Here is a 25,369-nt window from a genome sequence, read left to right on the forward strand (position 1 = left end):
AAGTTATGCGTAAGTTAAGATTTAAAAAATATATTATTTATGCAAGTTCATTCTTGTTTTTATCTAGTATACTAGTTGCTACCAGTTGTGGTGCAAATAATAATTCAAACAATAATCAACAAAATCCATCAAATGAAATTCAAACAAAAGTTGAATCTATATTTATGGATTTAGAAAATAAAGTAAATAATCAAATTAATTCATTATCAACTAAATTACCTTCAGAATGTGTTGATGACATTAAATTGTATTTAAATCAATCTTTTGTTGAAAACAATATTGATTTATCAGGATTGACAATAACACCAGATAATAAAAATGGAAAAATATTAGTTGTTTATAAAATATCCAACAATAGCACATTAGTTGAAAAAACTTTATTAGGTTTTAAAAAACAAGAAAACATTAATGATGAATTTAGGAATACAATTGATCCAATATTTACTGATTTGCAAAATCGCATTACATCTAATGCAACAACAATTAAATATCCCCAAGACAATTTGAATGAAATAAAATTGTATTTAGAAACTCAATTTAAAAATTCTAATTTTGATGTAATAAAACTTGAATTAACACCTAATAATCAACTTGGAATTATATCAGTTTATTATGAGATTAAATTTAGTAATAATGTTTTTATAGAAACAAAAGAGCTTAATAATTTTTTAAAAGTGACAAATCCTGTTGCGCCAACACCGACTCAACCGTATAATTACACACCACATTTAACTCAAGAATTACCAATTATAAATATTGTTACAAATTCAGGTAATAATGATTTTGCTACAGAAAAACGCGATTATTTTACAGAAGATCATGAATTTATTAAACAAGAATTTGCATATAATACTATGAAGTTAAGCATAGGTAATTGCAATGAATCATATAAAAAATTAGATATTCCTGGTCAAATCAAAATTCGTGGAAATTCAACTCCACAATATGATAAAAAACCTTTTCGAATTAAATTTGATACAAAGCAAAGCATGCTAGGTTTGAACAACCAAGCTCCAGCAAAAAATTGAGTTTTACTTGCTGATTATAAAGATGCCTCTCTTTTACGCAACAACATAGGTTTTTATTTATCTAAAATTTTATATGGATCACAAGGTTTATATGCAAGTGATTTTCAAAATGTAGATCTTTACTTGAATGGAGAATATTGAGGTGTTTACTTATTATGTGAACAAAATGAGGTAAGTTCCAAACGAGTAAATATTACTGAAACTCCAAAATATTATACAGGTACAAACATTGGTTATTTAGTTGAATATGATTGTTATGCTCATTTTGAAAAACCATTAGAACAATTTCAAATTGATTACGATAATTGAGCTGAATTAAAGCCTGTAGATTCAAATAAAGATATAGTTAGTGGAATTAATGATTTATATGCAATAAAAAATGATGTATATAGTCAAGAACAACAAAATTTTATTTCAAAATATATTGCTAATGTATATCGCATTCTTTATCGTGCTATTGTTAAAAATGAAGCATGAAAATTTAATGATGATAAAAGTGATATCATAAAAGATGATTCAATAAATACAGAAACTGCTATAACAAATGTATTAGATGTTGAATCTGCTGTAAGTACTTATATTTTGCAAGAAATTGTATGTGATGCTGATCTAGCACAATCTAGTTTTTATATGACTGCTGATTTTGGTCCAAATCAAGATGGAAAATTAAGATTTCAGGTTCCATGAGATTTTGACACATCTTTAGGTTTTTATAATATGTGAGAAACAGGTAGCCAATATTATGGAATAGATAGAGTATTTGCTGGAAACTATAATGGTAATCCTTGAACAGTATTATTTTATAAATCTGATTTTATAAGAAATAAAATTAAAGAAAAATGAAATAATCTAATTACAAGAGAAAACATCCAAAAAATATTTAGTTATGTAGATTCTTGTGTAACTAATTATGAACAAAGTTACAAAAAGAATTTTGATAAATGGAAAAATATTGGTGAGAATCTTAAAATTGAAGCTGAAAAAGATAACCCAAACAAAGGTTTTTCTGAAATGTATTGAGCATTTCCAGATTTAGCTAATGTTTGTACATCACAAGCTGATTATGCAGGATATTTAAAATATTGATTGCAAACTCGTATTGAAAATGTACATAAAATTCTTACAACATCTCAAAATTAAAAAATTTTTTGTTTTCTTTTTATATATTTAAATTCTAATATTTATAAAACAACTATTAATTTTTCCAGTTTATAATATTTAAACAAAACTTTTAGATGGTTAAAAAATGAATTGAGTAGAAATTAAACACAAAAGACAAGGTTTATTTACAAGCGAATCCGTAGGTAAAGGGCATCCTGATAAAATATGTGATCAAATTGCAGATTCTATTTTAGATCACATTTTAAAAAAGTCACCTAATAGTAGAGTCGCATGTGAAGTTTTAGCAAGTAATCGTTTAATTTTAATTGGTGGTGAAATAACGACAACTAAATATGTTGATGTAGTTCAATGTGCTTGAGATGTTATTAAACCATTAGGTTATACAGAAAATGATTTCACAATTATTTCTAATATTAATTCTCAATCATTAGAAATAGCAGAATTAGTAAATCATCTTGATGGAGATATTGGTGCAGGCGACCAAGGTATAACTATAGGATACGCTGTTAATGAAGCTAACAATTATATGCCTTGAGCTACATTTTTGGCAAATGAACTTTTAGAACAAGCAGAAGAAGTAAGAAAAAAATCTATTGTTAATGGTTTAAAAAGTGACATGAAAAGTCAAGTAACAATGGAATATGTTGATAATCAAGTTAAAATTAATAAAATTATAATTTCAGCGCAACATGAAAAAAATATTGATTTTAATATTTTTAGATCTCAAATTATTGAATATGTAATTACTCCTGTTTTACTTAAATATAACTTTATAAACACTAGAGATGATTTAGATAAATTAATATGTCTTGTTAACCCATTAGGTACATTTGTTGTTGGTGGTCCTATAGGAGATACTGGATTAACAGGTCGCAAATTAATGGTTGATTCATATGGTCCATATGCTCACCATGGTGGTGGCGCATACAGTGGTAAAGATTTTACAAAAGTTGATCGGACTGGTGCATATTATGCTCGATGGATTGCTAAACATATTGTTGCATTAAATTGAGCAACAGAATGTGAAGTAAGAATATCTTGGGCTATTGGACAAACTAAACCATTAGATATTTCCATTGAATGTTTTAATACAAATCAAATTCCTTTAGATGAAATAAAATTTAGAATTAATTCTGTGTTTAATCATAGTGTTAAAGAAATAATAAACATTTTAAATTTACAAGAAATTGATTATTTGCCTTATGCTACTTTTGGACATTTTGGTAAAGAAATAGCACCTTGAGAAAATTTAAAACTATTAGATGAATTAAAAAAAGATATTTAATTATTTTTTAAATAATTTTTTTCTAATATTGTTAATTGCTTCATTAGGATTTGAATATTTTTCTTTTTTACCCATGTAAATATGTAAGTAAATTAAAGAAATGATAAAAATTACTATTGATGAAATTACTATATTAATAAATCCACAATAAATCATTAATTGTCATGAATGAAGCAATATAGCAATTCAACTCACAATATATAAAATAGGGAAAAATGTAATTATTCCTTGGATAATTGAACAAATGATGTTTAATCACATTTTTCCTGTTGATTGGAATAAACATAAACCACTAATAGTAAGTGATAAAAAAGGTAATTGAAGCATCATTGAAGGAATCAATATATATAAAATTTCTTGTCTAATAGGAATTATTGTTCCATTAGAATTTCCAGCACCTAAAAATATTAAAAATTGATTGTTATCTTTAGGTACATATGTTGGTATATAAATAATAATGTTTACAATGATAGCATAGATTAAACTTAAGTAAATTGCATTATAAAAAGCTTGTTTAACTCTTTTATAATTTTGAGACATATAATTGTATGAAAGTATAGGCCTTAATCCATCAATGATTCCAAAAATGGCAAAGAAAAACAAATTATATATTGGAGCAGCACTAACACCCCCAATATCTATTAAAATGTTAGCACTTCCTGTAGAACTTATTGTTGATGTTCAAACAGGTAAATAGAGAATATTTGCAATTGCTAGTGATAAATCTCTTAAAAAAGTTCCAGATCCTAAAACAAAAGATATAAATAAGATTTCTCAATTCAATTCAAATTTTCTTAAATAAGTATATTTGATATCTGTTAAATTTTTTAGATTTAAAAAATATAAGTAAACAACAATAGAAATTAAATTAATTAAATAACCAAGTAGGGTTGCTAAACCGCTGCCTAACATACCTAATTTGGCATAGTATAAAAAAACAAAATCAAATAAAATGTTTAAAAAACTAGCACCGATAGAAAAAAGTGTAATTCATAAATTTTTTCCTTCAACTCTTAATAAAAACATTCAAAGATTTATTATTGAAACAAAAGGGATACTTGCTGATAAAAAATAAATGTATTGATTACTTAAATTTAAAATTACGTCATTTCTTGATGAGTAAAATCCTGTTAATATTTGTTTTATTTGATCAAAGTTATTTGTAGAAATTAATACTTGCTGTTCATTTGTTAATGCTGTATTAGGATTAAATAAATTATTAGTAGAATCTATTGCAGTTAATGTTGGATTAGGCAACATGGAATTAATAACCAAATTTTGAATTCCAATTATTATTAACATGAAAATAAATCCACTAATTAATGAACCATAGAATCCATTAGATACAATTTTACTTTTTGAAAAATTATCACTTGTAGCAAAAGACTTGCTATAAATTATTGATGAACCTGTATTAATAAATAATCCAAGTGAAAGTATTACAAGACTAATAGTACTTGAATATGTGATTGCTGATCTAATTAAATCTTGATTTATTTTAAATGTTTCAACATTATTTGTTCCATAAACAGCAATTAAGGCATTGTTCCAATTTGCACCCATTTGATTTTCCATTAATTGAAAATATTTGTTTCCATCAAACGGGGCAATATTTTGCACGATAATCTGATCAGCAAAAATAAAAATGCCAAATAGTAGTGAAACCATTAGTGCGGGAAAAATTATTTTTAAACTTAATTTCCATAATTTTTCATTTGAAAATAAATAATGAATAGATTCAGATAAATTTGAATCTAGTTTTTTCTGTTTAGATTTTTTAATGTTTTTTATTGAATGCATGTTAATGAAATTTATTTAAAGTTTAATTTATTAAAATTTTATATATAACATATTAATAATATAGAATTTATATTGAAACTATTATATTAAATCTTTTATTTCAAAATTATGAATTACCTATTTATAAATAAATGTATTGATAAAGCTTTAAAAAATTTAAATTATAAAAAGCCAAAAAACTATATTGTTGAGCCAACTAGAGATATTTTATTTGGAGATTTCGCTACAAATATCGCAATGATCTTAGCTAAGACATTGAAAAAAAATCCAATAGATATTGCAAATGATATTACAAAAATTATTAATAAAAACAACAAACAATTTTTTTCAAAAATAGAAGTGGTTAAACCTGGTTTTATTAATTTTTTTGTTAATCCAATTTGTTATAACAAAGTGTTATCTCAGTTTGTAAAAACTTCTAAATACAAACCTACATTATTACCAAAATCTAAAAGAAAATATATTAATTGTGAATTTGTATCAGCTAATCCAACTGGTGCATTGCATTTGGGTCATGTTCGCAATGCTTATATTAGTGAAGTTTTATACAATGTTTTAAAATCTTTAGGTCATAGAGTAGTTAGTGACTATTGGTTAAACGATATGGGAGCTCAAATTGATTTATTTGAAGTTTCATGTTTATGTAGATATTTAGAATTGTTTGGCAAAAAACCAAAATTTCCTGAAAATGGTTATAAAGGAGAAGATCCTTTTGTTATTGGTAAAAAAATGAAAGAAAAATTTGGTAATAAATTTTTAAACACCAAATTTAATGATTTAAAAATTGAGGATACAAAAGCAAGAACAACAATTTGAAAATTTGCAATTGGTTGTATGGTTGAACAAATCAAAGATCATTTAAAAATGATTAATGTTTTAGATATTAAATTGTGAACTAGTGAAACATGAGTTTATAAATCAGGTATTTTAGAAAAACTTTTAAACACATGTTTAAAAAAATATACGTACACAAAAGATGGCGCAGTTTGATTAAAAACTACAATTGCTGGCCAAGATGATAAAGATCGAGTTTTAATTAAAAATGATGGAACAAGAACTTACATGTTAACAGATATTGGCTATCAATATTACAAGAACATGAGAAAATTTGATTTATTTTTACAAATTTGAGGATCTGATCATGAAGGTCATTTACGTAGAATGAAGTCAATTATGCCAATGTTAGGTATTAAACCTGAAAAACTTTGTGTTGTTATGATGCAAATGGTTAAGATTGTAAATAACGGACAAGAAATTAAATTATCAAAAAGATTGGGTAATGCAATCACAATACCAGATATGTTAAAAATTATGTCTGTAGATACATCTCGATGATATATATTGGCACAATCTCCATCTACGTCAATCATCATTGATTTAGCTAAAGTTTCTAAAATGGATAATACAAATCCTGTATTTTATGTTCAATATGCACATGCACGAATTTCGCAATTATTGAAAAAAGTTAAATTAAAAGATAAAAAATTACCAACTTCATATAAAAAATTAACATCTAATAACGAAAGACATTTAATTAATATGTTAATGTCATTAGAACCTGTATTGCATTCAGTTAGTGCTACATATGAACCTAATCGTTTGGTTACATATGTTCATGAATTAGCTAAAACTTTTCATGCTTGATATAATGAATTCAAATTAAAAGATTTAAAAGATGATGAATTAAAAAAACAAAGATATTATTTAGCTAAATCTGTTGGAAATGCAATTAAATTTGTTTTAACTTTATTAGGTATTAATGCTCCAAATAAAATGGATCATTTAAATAGTAAAAATTTTTAAAATTTAAAATTTCTTTTTTTATATTTATATATTAAATATTTTTATTAAATTTGATTTTTTGATCAATGCTAGTTAAAATTAAATAAGCTAGTTGAATTTCATTGTATACATTTAAATTTTTATTAAATTAATTTGCATTATCATAAATAAAATGAAAAAAACAAAGTTCATATATAAACATATACATTCTCTAATAGTTTTATTAGTGATTTCAGTTTCTTCTTTATTTGTATTTGATTTAAGTAATACAGTTATTTATTCTCCTATTAACACTAATAATAGTTCTGAAGCTACTGAAAATCTTGATTACTACAAATATGCAAAAGTAGATCCTCTTTATCCTGTTAAAATTTTAAGAAAAACTGGAAATGATCGAAAGAAAATTAATTTCCTTTTTTTAGGTGATAATTATGCAGAAAACGCTGATCCAAATGCATTTGCAGATTTTATATATCCTAAAGTAGTTTTACCTTGATTGTCTAGTTCCTCAAAAAAAAGTAGTTCTACTATTAGATATCCTTGAATACCTAGAGCAAGAGTTCCTTATCAAACATTTTTGAATGATAAATTTAATATTTATTCTATTCAACCTAATTACAAAATAGAATCTAGTCCAAGCTCTCAGGAAAGTTTTTTTGGAATGACAACTTCACGTTTTATCTCTACCCCTGATTTTGGAGTAACAAAATTAAGAGTTTTATCCTATGATCTTTCTAAAAATTTCTTAGAAGATGGAGGAATAATAAAACCTAATTGAATTGGTATGGTTAGAAATGGTGGCGTAGGTCGAGCTAATTCATCACCAAGCACTGGACAATACAATACTACTACAAGTGATTGATGATTAACTCATGTTCATGAACAAGGACACTCAATATATGGATTAAGTGATGAATATGTGGAAAATATGCCTACTAATTCTCCAAATAGTATTTATCTTACTGGAGTTAAAGATGATTTGAGTAATGCAAAAGATTATTTATCTAACATCCCTTGAAGAGAATTTCTAGGATTTCGTGGAATAACTTTAGAAGAAAATACAAAATTTCATAATTGATATGTTCCATCATATAGTTGCGACATGCGTAGTCTTTCTCATTATCAAGATTTTTGTGAAGTATGTACTCATGAAATGATTAAAAGGGGAGCGAAAATAACTCAGGAAGAATTATTTTATATTGCTGATCCACAATTGACACCACAAGAAAACCGTCCTATATGAAATAAAAAATTTTCTTCAGATAACACATATTCTAGAGCTTCTTTAGAACAAATGGAATTATATAGTTACAACATTAATACTGCTTCAAACAAACATTTAGATTTTAGAACAGTTGTTGATAATCTTACACCTAAAACAAAAAGAATAAAAGCCAAAATATTAATAACAAATTCATCTGGAAAATCTAAATTTTCTGAAGATTCAGATATTTATACAATTCAACCTCGAGAACTTAAAGGAATTACATTCCAAACTAAAAAAAAGGTTTTAGGTGAATTAGTCAATGATCAAGACAAAATAATTGGTGAAATCATTGATGTTGATACGAATGAAGTATTAGCAACAAGTTTGGATAGAATAAATGCTTATAATCAACAATACAAAAAAAATGAAGAAAATATAGGTAAAGAATTATATAAAGTTACAATTAATTTTATTGATAAAAGTACAAATAAACCATTGGCTGACGTCAAACCAACTATTTTAATAAAAAGAGACAAAACAAAATTTAAGTTAGAAAAAATTCTTTTTGATGGTTATAAATTAGATTCATCTCTAAGTAAGATTAATAATCAGGAATTAATGATTAATGGTCAAGATAAAGAATTTAATTATTATTATGATAAATTGCGATCAAAGAAATTAAAGCTAAAATTAATTGATCCTTCAAAAAATAATCAAACAATTCAGCAAAAAGAAGCAACTGTTTATGAAGGGCAAACTTTTGTTCCAAGTGATTCTGATTTTTTCTTATATGATTTAAAAAATCTTAACAATAAGAACCCAAATTATAACGCTGAATGAAAACAATCTGTTATTTATCCAAAAATTAATTATGATTACAACAAAATTAATGATGATAGTGAACTAATATATTCTGTTAGTGATAAAATTCCTTATTATACTCTTGGTAATAATTTTGAAATTAATCAAGGAAATAATATTGAATCCATCAAAAATGATTTTGATCATTTTGTTGAATACAATTATACTTTCAACCAACAACATAATAATAAAAATATAATTTGAAATGAGGTAGATACTTCTACACCCGGATATTACAAACTTTACTTTTTTCATGATTACAATGAAATAAACAGAAAAAACAAATTAAGTGATCCTTTTGCTTTTCAAATAATTAATGTTAAAGTTAAAAAAATTGATAGTTATATACCAGATCAACTAGAAGCAGAAATTAATCGAATAAATTCATTAATGTTATGAATGAAAAATTTTGAAGAAGATCGCGGAACTCTTAAAGATTTTGAATCTTTAAATAAAGACAACTTACTTGATAACTTGTCAAATTTTAATTTTAATAAAACCAAATTTAATTACGAAGTTGTTAATTTTCAAAAAAATGACTGAGGATCTACGGGTAATTCTAAAGAAATAAAATTTAATATTAAAGTATTAGATAAAAAATCAAAAAAAATTAAAGAATCAAAACTTTTTGATAAATACATTTATTTAAATGATGATCCATTGATACCAAAAAAAGATTTGATTGATTTAGACAATGAAATTATTAAACTTAACTCAAAAAATATTTTATTAAATAAAACAACATTTACTAAAGATGAAATTAATGTTATTAACGAATTAAATTTCGTCAATTATATAAATTGAAGTGATATAGCTATTGATTCAAACAGAAAAGATTATTCTATTACAAACTTTGATAAAGAAAACAATATTTTTACTTTTCAAATTCAAATCAAATTAAAAAATTATTCAATGTCTCAAAAAACAAAAATGTTTATCTTAAACTATAGTATTAATAATAGTGAAAAAGATAATGAATTGAATATTGAAAAAGAAAGAATTGATGGTTTGACATTATCTTTAAATAAAATTTCATTCACTAACGACGAATTGAATAGTTTAGTTAAAAATCCTAATTCATTATCAAATTATTTAGATGATTGAAATCCAATAAGTGGATTTTTATATAAATTTGAAATTACAAATAATTTAGAAAATAAACAATTAAATTTAGTAATTGAAATAAGTAAAAGTAATGATATTGATAATAAAGTGTTATCTAAAATTTTTGTTTTTAATTATTCACTTGAAAATGAAGGATCCAAACCTGATCAGCCAATTATGCCTAAAAACCCTGTTAATAAAGAAGATAATTCAAATAACACGTTATTAATTTCTTTATCAGTCTCAATACCTTTAATTATTATAGTTGCTTCAATAATTGCTTTTTCTATTCGTAGAAAAACCAGAAAATAAAGTTATTTTGAAAAAAATTATTATTTATAGTTATTTTTTAGACCAATAAATTTAAAGGCAAAATAATTTAAATTTTTTATATTGCTTAACATTAAATATTAGAAATAAGTAAGTCATTTTAGTACAATTATATACATTTAAATTTTTGTTTGCTGGACATGCGTTATTATGAAAAAATGAGAAAAAACAAAATCCCTATATATATATATATATTCGCTAGTAATTTTATTAGTAGTTTCAGTTTCTTCTTTATTCATCTTTGATTTAAGCAACACTGTTCTTTATTCACCTATTAATACTAGCAATAGTACTAAAGTTAATGAAGATCTTAATTACTATAAATATGCAAAAGTCGATTCAATGTATCCAGTTAAAATTTTAAGAAAAACTGGTGATGATCGAAGGAAAATAAATTTTTTGTTTTTGGGTGACAATTATGCTGAAAATGCAGATCCCAATGTTTTTTCAAATCTTATGTATTCCAATATAGTTTTGCCTTGATTATCTAGTCCAACGTGGGGCAATAATACTGATGGATATTATAAATCTTATACACAAAGAACAAGAATTCCATATCAAACATTTTTAAATGATAAATTTAATATTTACTCTATACAACCTAATTATAAAACTGAATCTAGTAGTTCAATTCCAAATAGTTTTTTTGGTATGACAACATCGAATTTTACTTCTGTGGCAAATTTTGGAGTAACTAAATTTAGAGTTTTATCTTATGATCTTTCTAAGAATTTTTTAGAAGATGGAGGATTAATAAAACCCGATTGAATTGCTATGGTTCGAAATGGTGGAGATGGTAGAGCTAACACAAACCCATTTGGTAAACAATACAACACTACTACAAAAGATTCAACATGAACTCATATTCACGAGCAAGGACATTCTATATATGGTTTAGAAGATGAATATGAAGAAAGTAAACCTGATGGAGCAGCCAATAGTGTTCATATTGTTGGTATTAATGATGACTTAAGTAATGCAGAAAATTTTTTATCTAGCATTAGATGAAGAGAATTTCTAGGATTTAGAGGCATAAGTTTAGTAGAAAATTCTAAATTTCCCAATTATTATATACCGTCATACGATTGCTTGATGTCAAACGGAAAAAATTATATAGATTTTTGCGAAGTATGTACTCATCAAATGATCAAAAGAGCAACACAAATAACTCAACAAGAATTATTTTATATAGCTGATCCACAATTAACACTGAAAGAAAATCGGCCAGTATGAAATAAAAAATTTTCTGCAGATAATATATATTCTAGAATTACATTAGAAGAAATGGAATTATATGATTACAATATTGAAAATGCATCAAGCAAACATTTAGATTTTAGAACAGTTATTGATAATCTTACATCTAAAGCAAGAAGAATAAAAGCTAAAATTTCAATAACAAATTCATCTAAAAAATCTAAATTTTCTGAAGAATCAGAAATTTATACAATTCAACCTCAGGAACTTAAAGGAATTACATTTCAAACTAAAACTTCTGCTCCAAGTGGTTTAATCAATAATCAAGATGAAATAATTGGTGAAATTGTTGATGCTGATACAAATGAAGTATTAGCAACAAGTTTAGATAGGATAAACGAAAATAATCAAAAAAAAGTGAATAATTCAAAAGAAAATGAAAACAATAATATTGAAAAAAATGTAGGTAAAGAACTACATAAAGTTTCAATTAATTTTATTGATAAAAGCACAAGTAAGCCATTACCCGATATAAAACCAACTATTTTAATAAAAAGAGACAAAACAAAATTTAAATTAGAAAAAATTCTTTTTAATGGTTATAAATTGGATGCTAATCAAAGCAAAATTGATAATCAGGAATTAATGATTAATGGTCAAGATCAAGAGTTTAATTATTATTATGAGAAATTGCCATCAAAAAAATTAAAACTAAAATTAATTGATCCTTCAAAAAATAATGAAACAATTCAACAAAAAGAAGTAACTGTTTACGAAGGACAAACTTTTGTTCCAAGCGATTCTGATTTCTTCTTATATGATTTAGAAAATTTTAATAATGATAATTCAAATTATAATAATGAATGAAAACAATCAGTTGTTTATCCAAAAATTAATTATGATTACAATAATATCAATAATGATAGTGAATTAATATATTCTATCAGTGATAAAATTCCTTATCATACTTTAGGCAATGATATTGAAATTAATCAAGGTGATAATATTGCATCTATCAAAGATGATTATGATCATTTTGTAGAATATGATCATACATTTAGTCAAAAAATTAACAATAAAAATATAATTTGGAATGAGGTAGACACTTCTACACCTGGATACTACAAGCTTTATTTTTTCCATGATTACAGTGAAATAAATAGAAAAAATAAATTAAGTGATCCTTTTGCTTTTCAAATGGTAAATGTCAAAGTTAAAAAAATTGATGGGTATACCCCAGATCCATTGGAAGTAGAAATTAATCGAATAAATTCATTAATGTTATGAATGAAAAATTTTGAACAAGATCGTGGAACTCTTAATATTTTTGAATCTCTAAATAAAGATAACTTACTTGATAACTTGCCAAATTTTAATTTTAATAAAACCAAATTTAATTATGAAGTTATTGATCTTCAAAAAGATAGTTGAGGATCTACAGGATATTCAAAAGAAATAAAATTTAAAATTAGAATTACAGAGAAAATTTCCAAAAATTTTAAAGAATCAAAACTTTTTGAAAAATATATTTATTTAAATGAAAATCCATCTACACCAACAAAAGATTTAATTTCTGTGGATAATGAAATTATAAGAATTAATTCTATAAAATTTAAGTTAAAAAAAGATAAATTTACTCAAAATGAAATTAATTTAATTAATGAAAATAATTTTGCTAGTCAAATAAATTGAAATGATGTAACAAATAATTCTTTATTAACTAATAATTACTCTATTGTAAATTTCAAAAAAGGAAATAATATTTTTACATTTCAAATTCAAGTAACTTCAAAACAAAATTTAATAAGTCAAGATTCTTATTCATTTATATTACCTTATACTATAGACAATAATATTCAGGAAGATGAACTAGTAAATGAAAAATTAAGAATTGATAGTTTGAATTTGTCATTAAAGAAAAATTCTTTTTCTTCTCTTGAAATAAACAATTTAATTAATAATCCTGATTCATTAAAAAATAATTTAAATAATTGAGAACCAAAAGAAGGTTTTACATATAAATTTGTACTAGAAACTAAGCAAAATGAAAATCAATTAAGTTTAGTCATTAATATAAACAAAAATAATGAAGTTGATAGAGTTTATTCTTCAAAAGAATTTTTATTTGAATATCAACTTAATGATCCAATACCTGAAAAAAATGATTTACAAATTGAAAAAGAAAGAATTGATAATTTGTCATTATCTTTAAACAAAACTTCATTTACTAATGATGAATTAAATAATTTAATTAAAAATCCTAATTCATTATTAAATTATTTAAACAATTGAAGCACAACAACTGGATTTTTATATGAATTTGAAATTACAAACAATTTACAAAACAAACAATTAAATTTAATAATTAAAATAAGCAAAATTAATGATTCTAACAATAAAATTACATCTAAAACTTTTGTCTTTAATTATTTACTTCAAAATGATGAATCTAAACCTGATCAACCTAGTATTCCTGAAAATCCAGATGTAAAACCAGAAGATAAACCAACTATAAATCCTGAAAATCCCATTACAAAAGAAGATAATTCAAATAATACATTACTAATTTCTTTATCAGTTTCAATACCTTTAGTTGTTATAGTTGCTTCAATAATTAGCTATTTTGTTTTTAAAAAAATTAAAAAATAGTTTTTAGAAATATAAAAATGTTTAATTTATAAAAATTAAAGTTTTGAATTAAAAAATAAAACACATAAAATTTACAAAACTAACAAATATAAAAATGTTATAATATTTGTTAGTTTTGCAGATGTAGTTCAATGGTAGAATGTGACCTTGCCAAGGTCAAGACGCGAGTCCGATTCTCGTCATCTGCTCCATTTATTTTTTCAAATTTAAATTCTATTTAAATTTTCAAATTACAAAATTAGCGGAGGTTATTCGCTTGCCATTAACAATAGTTGGGGCATGCGTAGTCCCGCTAATTTATTTTTTTAATAGTTATTTTATTGGAAAGCTTTTTAAAAGATTTTTCCCACAATATAATTCATATTTTTTAACAAGTTTAGGGATGTTTGTATTCTTAGGGTTAATGTTTATTTTTTCATTATTAACTTTTACCCTTAATACCACTATATTAAATTATTCAATCATTCTTTTAGTTGCTCAAATATTTGCATTATTTTTTTATCTAATTAATTGAAAATATAGCTTTTCATTTGAAAGAGTTTCTTGGAAAACAATTGTAATATGTTTTGCAATTGCATTAATAATTTTAGGTAGTTGATTTTTATCCAATAATATTGTTTATGTCAATAACTCAAACAATTTTGATCAAACTTTAAGTTTTAATTCTTATCAAAATGCTTTAAATACTTATTTATCAAAAAAAACCACTTGAGATACTTTAGTTTATGATCATAATACTGATCCTTCAGTTATTCAATATAGTTCTTGAAATTCATTAAATTTACTGTGAATTTTTTTATTTAATATTCCAAAAAATACTTTATTTAGTTCTTATAGCTCTTATTTTGCTAGTTATTCATTATTAGTTATTTATGCAATAATAACTTCAACTGCAATTGTGGGTATTTTTAAAAACAATATTGATAACGGAGATCATTTAAAAATTGTTATGATTTTTCTTGTCAATTTTGGAATTAATATTAGTTTATTTTTATTTGTAACAAATCCTATTAACGGTTTAACATGAATTGTTCCAATAACAATTTTAATTTTAAGAATAATGTATGATAACAACTTAAAAAATTTAAGTTTTAAATTAGATTTTTTATTTGCCTTTTTAATGATATCAATGTTTTCATTAACTCAAATTTTTATTATATTGATAATAGCTTTTGTTATTTTTAAAATAATCATGGGTTTACTGGTAAAACAACAACACGTGTTATCAAGTTTTATGGTTTCATCATTAGGTTTGATGTTTGTTTTAATATTTTTAATACAAAAATTTTCACAAATAGGTTCAATTATCTACATTATCTCTTTTATTGTATTTTATAGTTTTTGATTTATTTTTATAAGACAAGTTAAATTTAAATCATTGGTTAGATATTTAGAACTTTTTTTGCAAAAAAATCTTTTTATTATTTTGGCATTGTTTTTGTCAGTTATTTATGTAGTTTCAATTATTTTGACTTTTGCAAATGGACAAATTAATTTTAATATCAATTCTTGAATTATTTTTTATAACCCATTTAATATTATAGGTACTAATGTTGAAAATTCACAAACCATAATTAAGATATTTATCAATATTGTTTTTTGATTATTAAATTTATCTATTTTAGTTTTTTGTTGTTGAAAAATTATATTTTCAAAATTACCTTTATATATAAAATTAAAAAGTAACATTAACCAAAACAAACAAATTTTTTGGAATCGAACTATTAATTTTAATAAAAAAACAAATACTAATTTAATTATGGTTAACACTAATTCTTTGCAATCAAAATTGACAAAACAAGAAATATATTTAAAAACAGTTAATTTTGAAAATGAATATTTTGTTTTTCTATCATTTTTAATTTTGTTGGTTATTTGAAACCCTTTATCTACGAATATTATTGATAAAATAAACATTGGATGAAATTTAGATGTTTCTTGATTATTTTTTCTATTAATTATTAGCTTGTTGTTCAACAATTTACATTTTAAGAAAGTCTGAATGAATATTTCTTTAATAAGTTTGTGCTCTGTAACATTATTAACAATCACTACTTTAATTAGTGTTTACAATTTTATTTAATTTAGGATTAATTATGACTGACAAAGAGTTAATGGATAAATTGGTTAAACTTCTCACAGAATGAGAATATGCATATTATGCTTTAGATAATCCTATTGTGTCTGATGCAGAATATGATCATAACCTACAAAAATTAATAGAATTAGAAAAAAAATATCCTGAATGGAAAGACAAAAATTCACCTACATCAAGAGTTGGTGGAATTGTTTTGAATAAATTTCAAAAAATTGCACATGAATATTCAATGCTTTCATTAAATAATGCTTTTGATGAAGGGGACATATTGCATTTTGATAAACAAATAAATGAATTTATTAAAAAAGATGTTAATGAATATGTTGTAGAGCCAAAAATTGATGGTTTAAGTATTTCTTTAATATATGAAAATAATGAACTAAAACAAGCTTTAACAAGAGGCGATGGTATTAATGGAGAAGATGTTACAGAAAATGTTAGATCTATTAAAACAATTCCATTAAAAATAAAAACACCTTTTAAAAAAATTACTATTCGTGGCGAAGTGTTTATTAGCAAAGATAATTTTGAAAAAATTAATTCTACTTTGCCAGATAATAAAAAATTTGCCAATCCTAGAAATTTGGCTGCTGGTTCATTACGCAATTTAGATTCTAAAGTAACTGCTAAACGTAATTTAGATGCATATTTATATTATGTACCAAATGCACAAGAACTAGGCTTTAAATCACATTGAGAAACAATTGAAAATTTAAAACAGTGAGGATTTAAAGTTGCACCTCAAGTTAAACTTGTAAAAAATATAAATGAAGCATGAAAAGAAATTTTAAATTTTCAAAAAATTAGATCTGATTTATCTTATTCTATTGATGGAGTTGTTTTAAAATTAAATGATATTAATACTTATGAATTATTAGGAAATACTAGTAAGTTTCCTCGTTGAGCTATAGCATATAAATTTCCAGCTAATAAAGTTCTTACTCAATTAATAGACATTACTACAAGTGTTGGCAGAACAGGCAGAATTAATTATGTAGCTAATTTAAAAAAAGTAAATGTTGATGGTTCATTTATTAGCAATGCCACTTTACATAATTATGAATACATTAAAGAAAAAGATATAAGAATTAATGATTATGTTTATATTTATAAAGCCGGAGATGTCATTCCTAAAGTTTTAGATGTAGCATTTGAAAAACGCGATTCTAAGGTTTATGAATTTTCTAAAATAAATGTTTGCCCAGAATGTAAAGAAAAATTAGAGCAAATTAATGGAGAAGTTGATCAATATTGTATTAATTTACTTTGTCCAGCTAGAACTTTACAAGGCATAATTCATTATTGTACAAGGGACGCAATGAATATTGAAAATGTTTCTGAAAAAATTATTGAATTACTTTATCGCCATCGGTTTATTGAAAATATTTTAGATTTATATAGTTTAAATGAAAAAAGAGACACTATCATTGCTGGTTCTTTTAAAATAAAAACAAAAAAAATGAATAACATTTTAGATTCAATTGAAAAATCAAAAAATCGAAATTTAAGTAATTTAATTTTTGGTTTAGGGATTAGGCATGTTGGGTATACAACAGCAAAAGTTTTAGCAAAAAAATATAACACTATGGATAACTTGATGAATGCTACGTTTGACGAATTATGCATAATTAAAGATATTGGCCCAATTGTTGCAAAATCTATTGTTGATTGATTTGCAATGACTAGTAATCAAGAATTAATTAAAAACTTGAAAAAATTGAATGTGAATATGATAGAAAACACTATTTCAAATTTTTTAGTTGATTCAAGTTCACCATATTATGATAAGTCGTTTTTAATTACTGGCTCTTTTTCTATATCAAGGAATATTATTAAAGAAATAATGTCTCAAAAATTTAATGCTAAATTTAAAAGTTCAATTAGTAAAAATATAGATTATATTTTAGCTGGTTCCAATCCCACTAATTCCAAAATTAATTTGGCAAAAGAATTAAATATTCCTATTATTTATGATGAAATTTGAAATTAATTTTTTTTATTTGTTTTGATTTCTTTTTAATCTTTTCAATCAGCAAAATTCAATTATTTTATAATTACACCATTATCATTAATAATGCTTTTTAATTTAAAGAGAGACTATATTTTTAATGTCGTTAAATCAATGAAATCCTTCAGAATATATAAATAGTAAAATTCAATCAATTAGAAAAAAGGTTGGAAATAATTATGTTATTTGTTTAGTTAATTCAGATTTGAATTCTGCAATTTTAGCATCAATTCTTAATCAAGCATTAGGCCCTCAAGTACGATTTCTTTTTATAGATACAGGATTAATATCTATCAATGAAGAAGAAAAAGTAGATAAATTATTTAATGAATTTCTTAAACTTAAAGTAATAAAATTAAAATCTAATGATTTGTTTTTTAATAATATTGTTTTGGAATTAAACAAAGAAAACAAAGATTCAGTAATTTTAAACACATTTATGGAAGTTTTTTGTGATTTTATTAACGAATTAGATATACCTATTTATTGCGTTGCAGATGGAACTTTATTTACTACAGTTTATAAGAGTGAAGATAAACAATATATTGAATACATTCAAGCAATGAAAGATTTAAATTTATTAATTTTACAACCATTACGTAATTTAGAGCGCAATCAAATTTTGGATTTAGCTAAATTTTTAAATTTACCAATGAATGTTGCAGAAACTAATTGAAATTCTATTTATGGTTGTACTGATGCCATGAACTCACCAATTACTAAAAAGAAATTAGAGCTATATTCAAAAATTCAAGATTTGTATACAAAAGAATTACATAAAAATAAATTATCAGTATTGAATACAAGATGTTTAATTAATTTTTTAACTAATCAAAGTTTGCGTTATAAAACTTTTTTAAAAAATGAATTTTATATTTCTTTAAGTGTAGTTGATTTATCCATAAATAAAAATTCAAACAAAATTAATTATTTAAATTTTCCAATTAATTTTTGATCTTCTTTATCTAAAAATATAAAAAATGAAATTCCTGAAATTAAAGGAGTATCATTAGATTTAATTGAATAACAAAATGAAAAACAAACATTCAAATAAAAAACCTATTGTTGTTGTAGTTGGTGCAGGTCATGCTGGTTTGGAATCAGCATTTAGTGCTTCAAAAATGGGTTGTTATGTTTATTTAATAGTTTTAAAAAAAGAGTATATTGCAAATTGTCCTTGCAATCCTTCAATTGGTGGCCCCGCAAAAGGAATAGTAACTAGAGAAATAGATGCATTGGGCGGAATGCAAGCTATAGCTGCAGATGCATGTCAATTGCAAATGAAACTTTTGAATAGTTCCAAAGGTCCGGGTGTCCAAGCTTTACGTGCGCAAATAGACAAAATTAAATACCATGAGTGGTTCTTAAAAAAAATTAATAATTCAAAAAACATAAAATTAATAGAAGATGAAGTAACTAAAATTGTTGTAAAAAATAATAAAGCAATTGGTGTTGAATTAAGCAGTAGAAAAATTGTTAAATCAGATGCAACTATTCTTACTACTGGAACATACATGCAATCAGTTACATTCCAAGGTAAAAAACAAATTGCTGAAGGACCTAGTGGTTTTAAAAGAAGTCAAAATTTATCAGAAAACCTAAAAAATTTAAATTTTAAATTAATTAGATTAAAAACAGGAACTCCACCACGTATTGATAAAGATACAATTGATTATTCATCAATGAATTTAGAATTAGGTAGTGATGGCGAATATGCTTTTAGTTTTTCAACCAAAAAATTTGTGCCATTAAATAAACAATTACCTTGTTATTTAATCCATACCAATTCCAAAACGCACGATATAATTAAAAAAAATTTTAAAGATTCAGCAATGTATTCTGGTCAAATTCAAGGTATTGGCCCTAGATATTGTCCTAGCATTGAAGATAAGGTATTCAAATTTTCTGATAAGGAACGCCACCAAATTTTTTTAGAACCTGAATCATTAAAATTAAACACAATATATTTAGGTGGTTTTTCGACTTCATTTTCAAACAAAATTCAAAATCTTTTAATAAAAACCTTACCTGGATTAGAAAAATGCAAGATTATATCTTATGGTTATGCAATTGAATATGATGCCATTGATCCTTTACAACTTTTCCCAACACTTGAAACTAAATTAATTAAAAACTTATATACAGCAGGACAAATTAATGGATCTAGTGGTTATGAAGAAGCTGCAGGACAAGGAATTATGGCAGGAATAAATGCGGCCTTAAAATTACATAATAAAAAACCTTTTATTTTAAAACGCGATGAAGCTTATATAGGTGTAATGATTGATGATTTAGTTACAAAAGGTGTTACTGAACCATATAGACTTTTAACTTCCAGAGCTGAACATCGTTTACTTTTGAGAAATGATAATGCACAAAAAAGATTAATTGATTATGGTAAAAAATTTGGTCTAATAAGCAATAAGGTTTACAATGAATATCTTATTTCAAAAAATAAAATAAAAAAAGCTATTGAATTTTTGAAAAAAAAGAAAGTGGGAGAGTTTTCTTTTTTAAAGAAGAAAACAAATAACACAAATTTCACTTTATATCAATATTTAAAAAGACCTGAAATTAAATTAAAAAAATTATTGTCAGATTTAAAAATTAAGAATTTTAAATTAACAAATTTAGAAATTAATATTATTGAAATAGAAATAAAATATGAAGGATATATTAAAAATCATCTAAAATCTTTAAAGAGTATTGGAAATTTACAAAATGTAGTTATTCCTGCAAATTTTAACTATAAAAACATTTTAAATTTATCTAATGAAGCAATTGATAAATTAAGTAAAATTCAACCATTAAATTTAGATCAAGCTAGTCGAATTAGTGGAATAAATTTTCCTGATATTGTTGCTATAAAAACTCATTTAGTTAAATTTTCATCTAGAAAGAACAATAAAAATGGACAACAATAAAAATTTATTGTTAAAAAAATATGCTAATTTAATTTTTGAATGAAATAAAAAATTTAATTTAACAGGATTAAAAACTATTAATGATATAAATGAAGTTTTAATTGATGAAACTTTATTGTCAATAGCAAACATAAATTTTGAATTTTTAAATGTTAAAAAAATTATAGATGTGGGTTCTGGTAGTGGTTGTCCAGGGATTTTACTTGCTATAGAAAAACCTAATATTGAAGTTACTATTATTGAATCTAACAAAAAAAAATGTAAATTTTTAGAAATTGTAAAACAAGAATTAAATATTGAAAATGTAAAAATTATTTGTTCTAGAGTAGAGGAATTAGATCATAAAATTTTTACAGAAAAATTTGATTTAGGTATAAGTCGTGCAGTTTCTTCTATATCAATAATGAATGAATTATTATGTAGATTTATTAAAATAAATAAATTTATTTGTCATTTAAAATCTTTAAATTTTCAAAAAGAATTAAATGATGCTGAAAAATTTTTAAATGAACTAAAATTAAAGTTTTACAATAAAATTATTGTTGCACAAATTCCTAAATTTGGTATTAATATTTTTTATCAAAAAATAGATCAAACACCTTCAAAATATCCGAGAAGATGAAAAGAAATTAAGAAATAAAATGCAAATTATTGGTTTTTTTAATTTAACACATAATTCTGATAAAACATTATCTGCGTTATCATTTGCAAATGCTTTGATTGCAAACGGGAATAATATTCTTTTTTTAAATATTAATTTAAATGAAAATCATAAAATTTTAGAACCTTTTTGTGTCGGAAATTTTATTGATTTTGTTAATAAAAAAAATAAATTAATGCAAATTACTACTAGATTACATTTTTTTAATTTTGATTTAATAAATTTACTCAATACTGATTTTGAATGATTAAATAAAATGGAAGAAACATATTTAAAAACAATTATTGATAATTTTTTTAAAATGATTGCTAATTCTAAAAAATATGATTTTGTGATAGTAAATATGTTTTCAAATTCTTTAGATAATTTAAATAAAAATTTAATAAGAAAATTAAATTATTTAATTTGTCCTACAAATGCTTCTATGGTAAATCAAGAATCTTATAATTTAATTTACAAAATAATAAAATCAGAAAATAAAAATAATTTATTTAAAAAAATTTTTATTTTATTTACAAAATTTGAAAATTTTTCCAAAAGTACTATGCAAACTATTGATCAATTTAAAATTTCTTTTCCTTTAATGATTATCGATTATCATGTTCCTCAATTAATTCTTAAAAACAATAAAAAAGTTAATTTTTTGGAAAATGAAAAATCTTTTAATATTTGAAATACAAAAACACATTTTTTATTTTCTCAAATAGTTAATTTTTTAAAAATAGATAAAAATACTTAATAACATGTAAATTTTCAAACAAATTTAAAGTATTTAAATTTCATTTGTTTTATAATATTTGAAGTAAATTATTTAAGCTAATTTATAATGAAATAATTTAATATTTAAAATATGAAAATTTTTGATACGTATTCTCAAGAATACCAAGAAATAAAAAACAAAATTATCAATATATATGTTTGTGGACCTACAGTGTACAACCATGTGCATTTAGGTAATATTCGACCATTAATTACATTTGATGTATTGAACCGATATTTTCAGTTTCAAAAAATTAAAGTAAATTATGTACATAATATAACTGACATTGATGACAAAATTATTAAACAAGCTGCATTTGAAAATGTTCCCGAATTAGTTTTATCTGTAAATTATGCAAATGCTTATTTAGAGATTATGAATAAATTAAATGTTATTCCCATGAAAAATCCTAAAGTTTCAGAAAATATTGAAGGAATTATTAGTTATATAGAAAAATTAATTCAAAATCAATCAGCATATGTAGTTGATGGAAATGTATATTTTGATATCTCTTTAATACCAAATTATGGTTCTTTATCAAAAATGAAAACTGAAGATTTGCTTTCGGGCGAAAGAGTTGAAGTTAATGAAGATAAGAAAAACCCTTTAGATTTTGTTTTATGAAAAAAAACAACAGAAGGTATTGTATGAGATTCACCATGAGGTAAAGGAAGACCCGGTTGACATACCGAATGTGCTTTTTTAATAAATTCAGAATTTAATTCAGAATCCATAAATATTCATGGAGGAGGTATCGATTTAAGATTCCCTCATCATGAAAATGAAAATGCACAGCATTATGCATTATTCCATAAAAATATAACTGATAATTGAATGCATGTTGGTCATTTAAATATTGACAATCAAAAAATGTCTAAATCTACTAATAATTTTATATATGTTAAACAATTATTAGAAACATATAATTATGCAACCATTCGTTGAATATTTTATCAAACCCATTATCGCTCACCATTAAATTTTAATAATCAAGTTTTGCAAGTTGCAGTTAAAGATATTGAAAGAATATTTTTGACACTAAATAAGAGTAAAACATTATTAATATTAGCTAATAAACCTTTACCAACAAATTTAACCACTAATACTAATTTTTTAGCAGCTATTGAAGATGATTTAAATTTTGCAAATGCAACAAAAGCTATTTGATCTTTAATTTCAAATATTAATACTTCTCAAAATAACAAAGATTATGATAAATTGATAACATTGTGTGAAGAATTAATGTGATGTTTATGAATGTATGGAATTGAACCTCAAAATATTCATAATAAATCTAATATCGATTTAATTAAACAATGAAACAACAAATTAAAAAATAAAGAATATGATAAAGCTGATGAATTGCGAACTAAATTGATGAATAAAAAATTACTTTAATGTTTTTTAAATTATGAGTTTTAATAAAAAAAATAATAAAAATAAAGCTTTATCTTATTTAATAGGAAAGAAAAGTGTTCTAGATGCTTTAAAAAATAATTTTCCTATTAATTTAATTTATTTATTGAAGCAAGATAAAGAAATTGAAAATCTTGCCAAAAAGAATAATATTAAAATTGAATTTCATTCTTCTACATGATTTGATAAACAAGTAGATCCTGGCGCAAAACACCAAGGAGTTGTAGCAAAAATTTCTAATGAAAATTTATTAATAAATTTAGATCAATTGATGGCACAAGTTGCTTCAAAATCTAAATCAATTATTTTGATTTTAGATGAAATTGTTAACCCCGGAAATTTTGGTGCAATTCTTAGGACCGCGTTAGCAACAAATGTAGATGGTGTAATATTTAAAAATAATAACCAATCAGCAATAAATACCTTTGTTATAAAAAATAGTTTAGGGGCAGCTTTTTATTTAAATTTAGTAGCTGTTTCAAATTTAAGATATGCAATTGATAAATTAAAAAATATAGGATTTTGAACTGTTGCTTCATCATTAAAAGATGATAGTCAAGATTTTAGAAAAATTAATTTAGATAAGATAGCATTAATAGTTGGTAATGAAGATAAAGGTATAAGTCCTTTAATTGTTAAAGAAGCTGACTATAGAGTAAAGATTCCTATAAATCCAAAAATTGAATCTTTAAATGTTTCGGTTGCTACAGCGATTTTATTATTTGAATATACCAAAAATAACATTTTTTAATGTCAAGTAATCTATCTTGACACTATATGCATTATTTGCTAGAATTTATTAGTTTATTAAACTAAATATATTTGGAGATATATAACATTGGTTAAATTAAGATTAATGCGAACTGGAAGAAAAAGATTACCTAATTTTAGAATAGTAGCTGTTGATTCTAGAGTTAAACGTGATGGTAAATATATTGCGTTATTAGGAAGTATGGATCCTACAACAGGTAAGTTTATATTAAATGAATCTCTTGCTATGGAATGATTAAACAAAGGCGCTCAACCAACTGACACTGTAAAATCTATCCTAAGTCAGCAAGGTGTATGATCTAAATTTATGCTTGCTAAAAACAAAAAATCACCTAAAAAACAATCTAAAAAATCTGCTTAAATTTA

General features: G+C 23.5%; 15 protein-coding genes and 1 tRNA gene. 15 read left to right on the forward strand and 1 reads right to left on the reverse strand.

Going from position 1 to position 25,369, the window contains the following annotated elements; translation table 4 throughout:
* The first annotated feature begins 5 nt into the window (after positions 1–5).
* The gene (locus T397_RS0100600) at positions 6–2,168 is read left to right on the forward strand and encodes a CotH kinase family protein (RefSeq protein ID WP_027123774.1); all 2,163 of its coding nucleotides are present in this window, start codon (positions 6–8) and stop codon (positions 2,166–2,168) included.
* A gap of 106 nt (positions 2,169–2,274) precedes the next feature.
* Complete coding sequence (gene metK, locus T397_RS0100605; protein ID WP_036448553.1) at positions 2,275–3,435, forward strand: methionine adenosyltransferase; 1,161 nt, start codon at positions 2,275–2,277, stop codon at positions 3,433–3,435.
* Here the strand turns inward: metK and T397_RS0100610 are convergent, their stop codons facing one another.
* Complete coding sequence (locus T397_RS0100610; protein WP_027123776.1) at positions 3,436–5,235, reverse strand: MATE family efflux transporter; 1,800 nt, start codon at positions 5,233–5,235, stop codon at positions 3,436–3,438. It abuts the gene before it with no gap.
* Positions 5,236–5,343: 108 nt separating this feature from the next.
* Here T397_RS0100610 and argS point away from each other — a divergent pair, with 108 nt between their 5' ends.
* From argS to rpsP, 13 genes are all read left to right on the forward strand, one after another.
* On the forward strand, positions 5,344–7,038 hold the full coding sequence (gene argS, locus T397_RS0100615) for an arginine--tRNA ligase (RefSeq protein ID WP_027123777.1): 1,695 nt from the start codon (positions 5,344–5,346) through the stop codon (positions 7,036–7,038).
* 151 nt (positions 7,039–7,189) lie between these two features.
* Positions 7,190–10,501: a M64 family metallopeptidase gene (locus T397_RS0100620; RefSeq protein WP_155947919.1), complete on the forward strand. Its 3,312-nt coding sequence runs from the start codon at positions 7,190–7,192 to the stop codon at positions 10,499–10,501.
* 168 nt (positions 10,502–10,669) lie between these two features.
* Positions 10,670–14,365, forward strand: coding sequence for a M64 family metallopeptidase (locus T397_RS0100625; protein ID WP_027123779.1), 3,696 nt, complete (start codon positions 10,670–10,672; stop codon positions 14,363–14,365).
* A gap of 117 nt (positions 14,366–14,482) precedes the next feature.
* Positions 14,483–14,556: transfer RNA gene (locus T397_RS0100630), tRNA-Gly, on the forward strand.
* 65 nt (positions 14,557–14,621) lie between these two features.
* On the forward strand, positions 14,622–16,448 hold the full coding sequence (locus tag T397_RS04280) for a hypothetical protein (protein ID WP_155947993.1): 1,827 nt from the start codon (positions 14,622–14,624) through the stop codon (positions 16,446–16,448).
* Positions 16,449–16,461: 13 nt separating this feature from the next.
* A complete protein-coding gene (gene ligA / locus T397_RS0100640) occupies positions 16,462–18,453 on the forward strand; it encodes an NAD-dependent DNA ligase LigA (protein WP_027123781.1) in 1,992 nt (663 codons plus the stop codon).
* A 118-nt stretch (positions 18,454–18,571) separates the two neighbouring features.
* Entirely contained in the window at positions 18,572–19,498 is a 927-nt protein-coding gene (locus T397_RS0100645) for an adenine nucleotide alpha hydrolase family protein (protein ID WP_027123782.1), read from the forward strand.
* 4 nt (positions 19,499–19,502) lie between these two features.
* Positions 19,503–21,395 (forward strand): tRNA uridine-5-carboxymethylaminomethyl(34) synthesis enzyme MnmG, encoded by a 1,893-nt coding sequence (gene mnmG / locus T397_RS0100650; RefSeq protein WP_036448709.1) that lies wholly within the window; start codon positions 19,503–19,505, stop codon positions 21,393–21,395.
* Positions 21,382–22,035: a 16S rRNA (guanine(527)-N(7))-methyltransferase RsmG gene (gene rsmG / locus T397_RS0100655; RefSeq protein ID WP_027123784.1), complete on the forward strand. Its 654-nt coding sequence runs from the start codon at positions 21,382–21,384 to the stop codon at positions 22,033–22,035. Before mnmG ends, rsmG begins: the two co-directional genes overlap by 14 nt.
* A gap of 1 nt (position 22,036) precedes the next feature.
* Positions 22,037–22,795: a hypothetical protein gene (locus T397_RS0100660; protein WP_027123785.1), complete on the forward strand. Its 759-nt coding sequence runs from the start codon at positions 22,037–22,039 to the stop codon at positions 22,793–22,795.
* A 111-nt stretch (positions 22,796–22,906) separates the two neighbouring features.
* Positions 22,907–24,214: a cysteine--tRNA ligase gene (cysS, locus tag T397_RS0100665; RefSeq protein WP_027123786.1), complete on the forward strand. Its 1,308-nt coding sequence runs from the start codon at positions 22,907–22,909 to the stop codon at positions 24,212–24,214.
* Positions 24,215–24,227: 13 nt separating this feature from the next.
* Positions 24,228–24,983, forward strand: coding sequence for a 23S rRNA (guanosine(2251)-2'-O)-methyltransferase RlmB (gene rlmB, locus T397_RS0100670; RefSeq protein WP_081794282.1), 756 nt, complete (start codon positions 24,228–24,230; stop codon positions 24,981–24,983).
* Between the two features lie 87 nt (positions 24,984–25,070).
* A complete protein-coding gene (rpsP, locus tag T397_RS0100675) occupies positions 25,071–25,364 on the forward strand; it encodes a 30S ribosomal protein S16 (RefSeq protein WP_027123788.1) in 294 nt (97 codons plus the stop codon).
* Positions 25,365–25,369: the final 5 nt, after the last annotated feature.

This window comes from Mycoplasmoides pirum ATCC 25960 (assembly GCF_000685905.1).
Classification (GTDB): Bacteria; Bacillota_I; Bacilli_A; order Mycoplasmatales; family Mycoplasmoidaceae; genus Mycoplasmoides; species Mycoplasmoides pirum.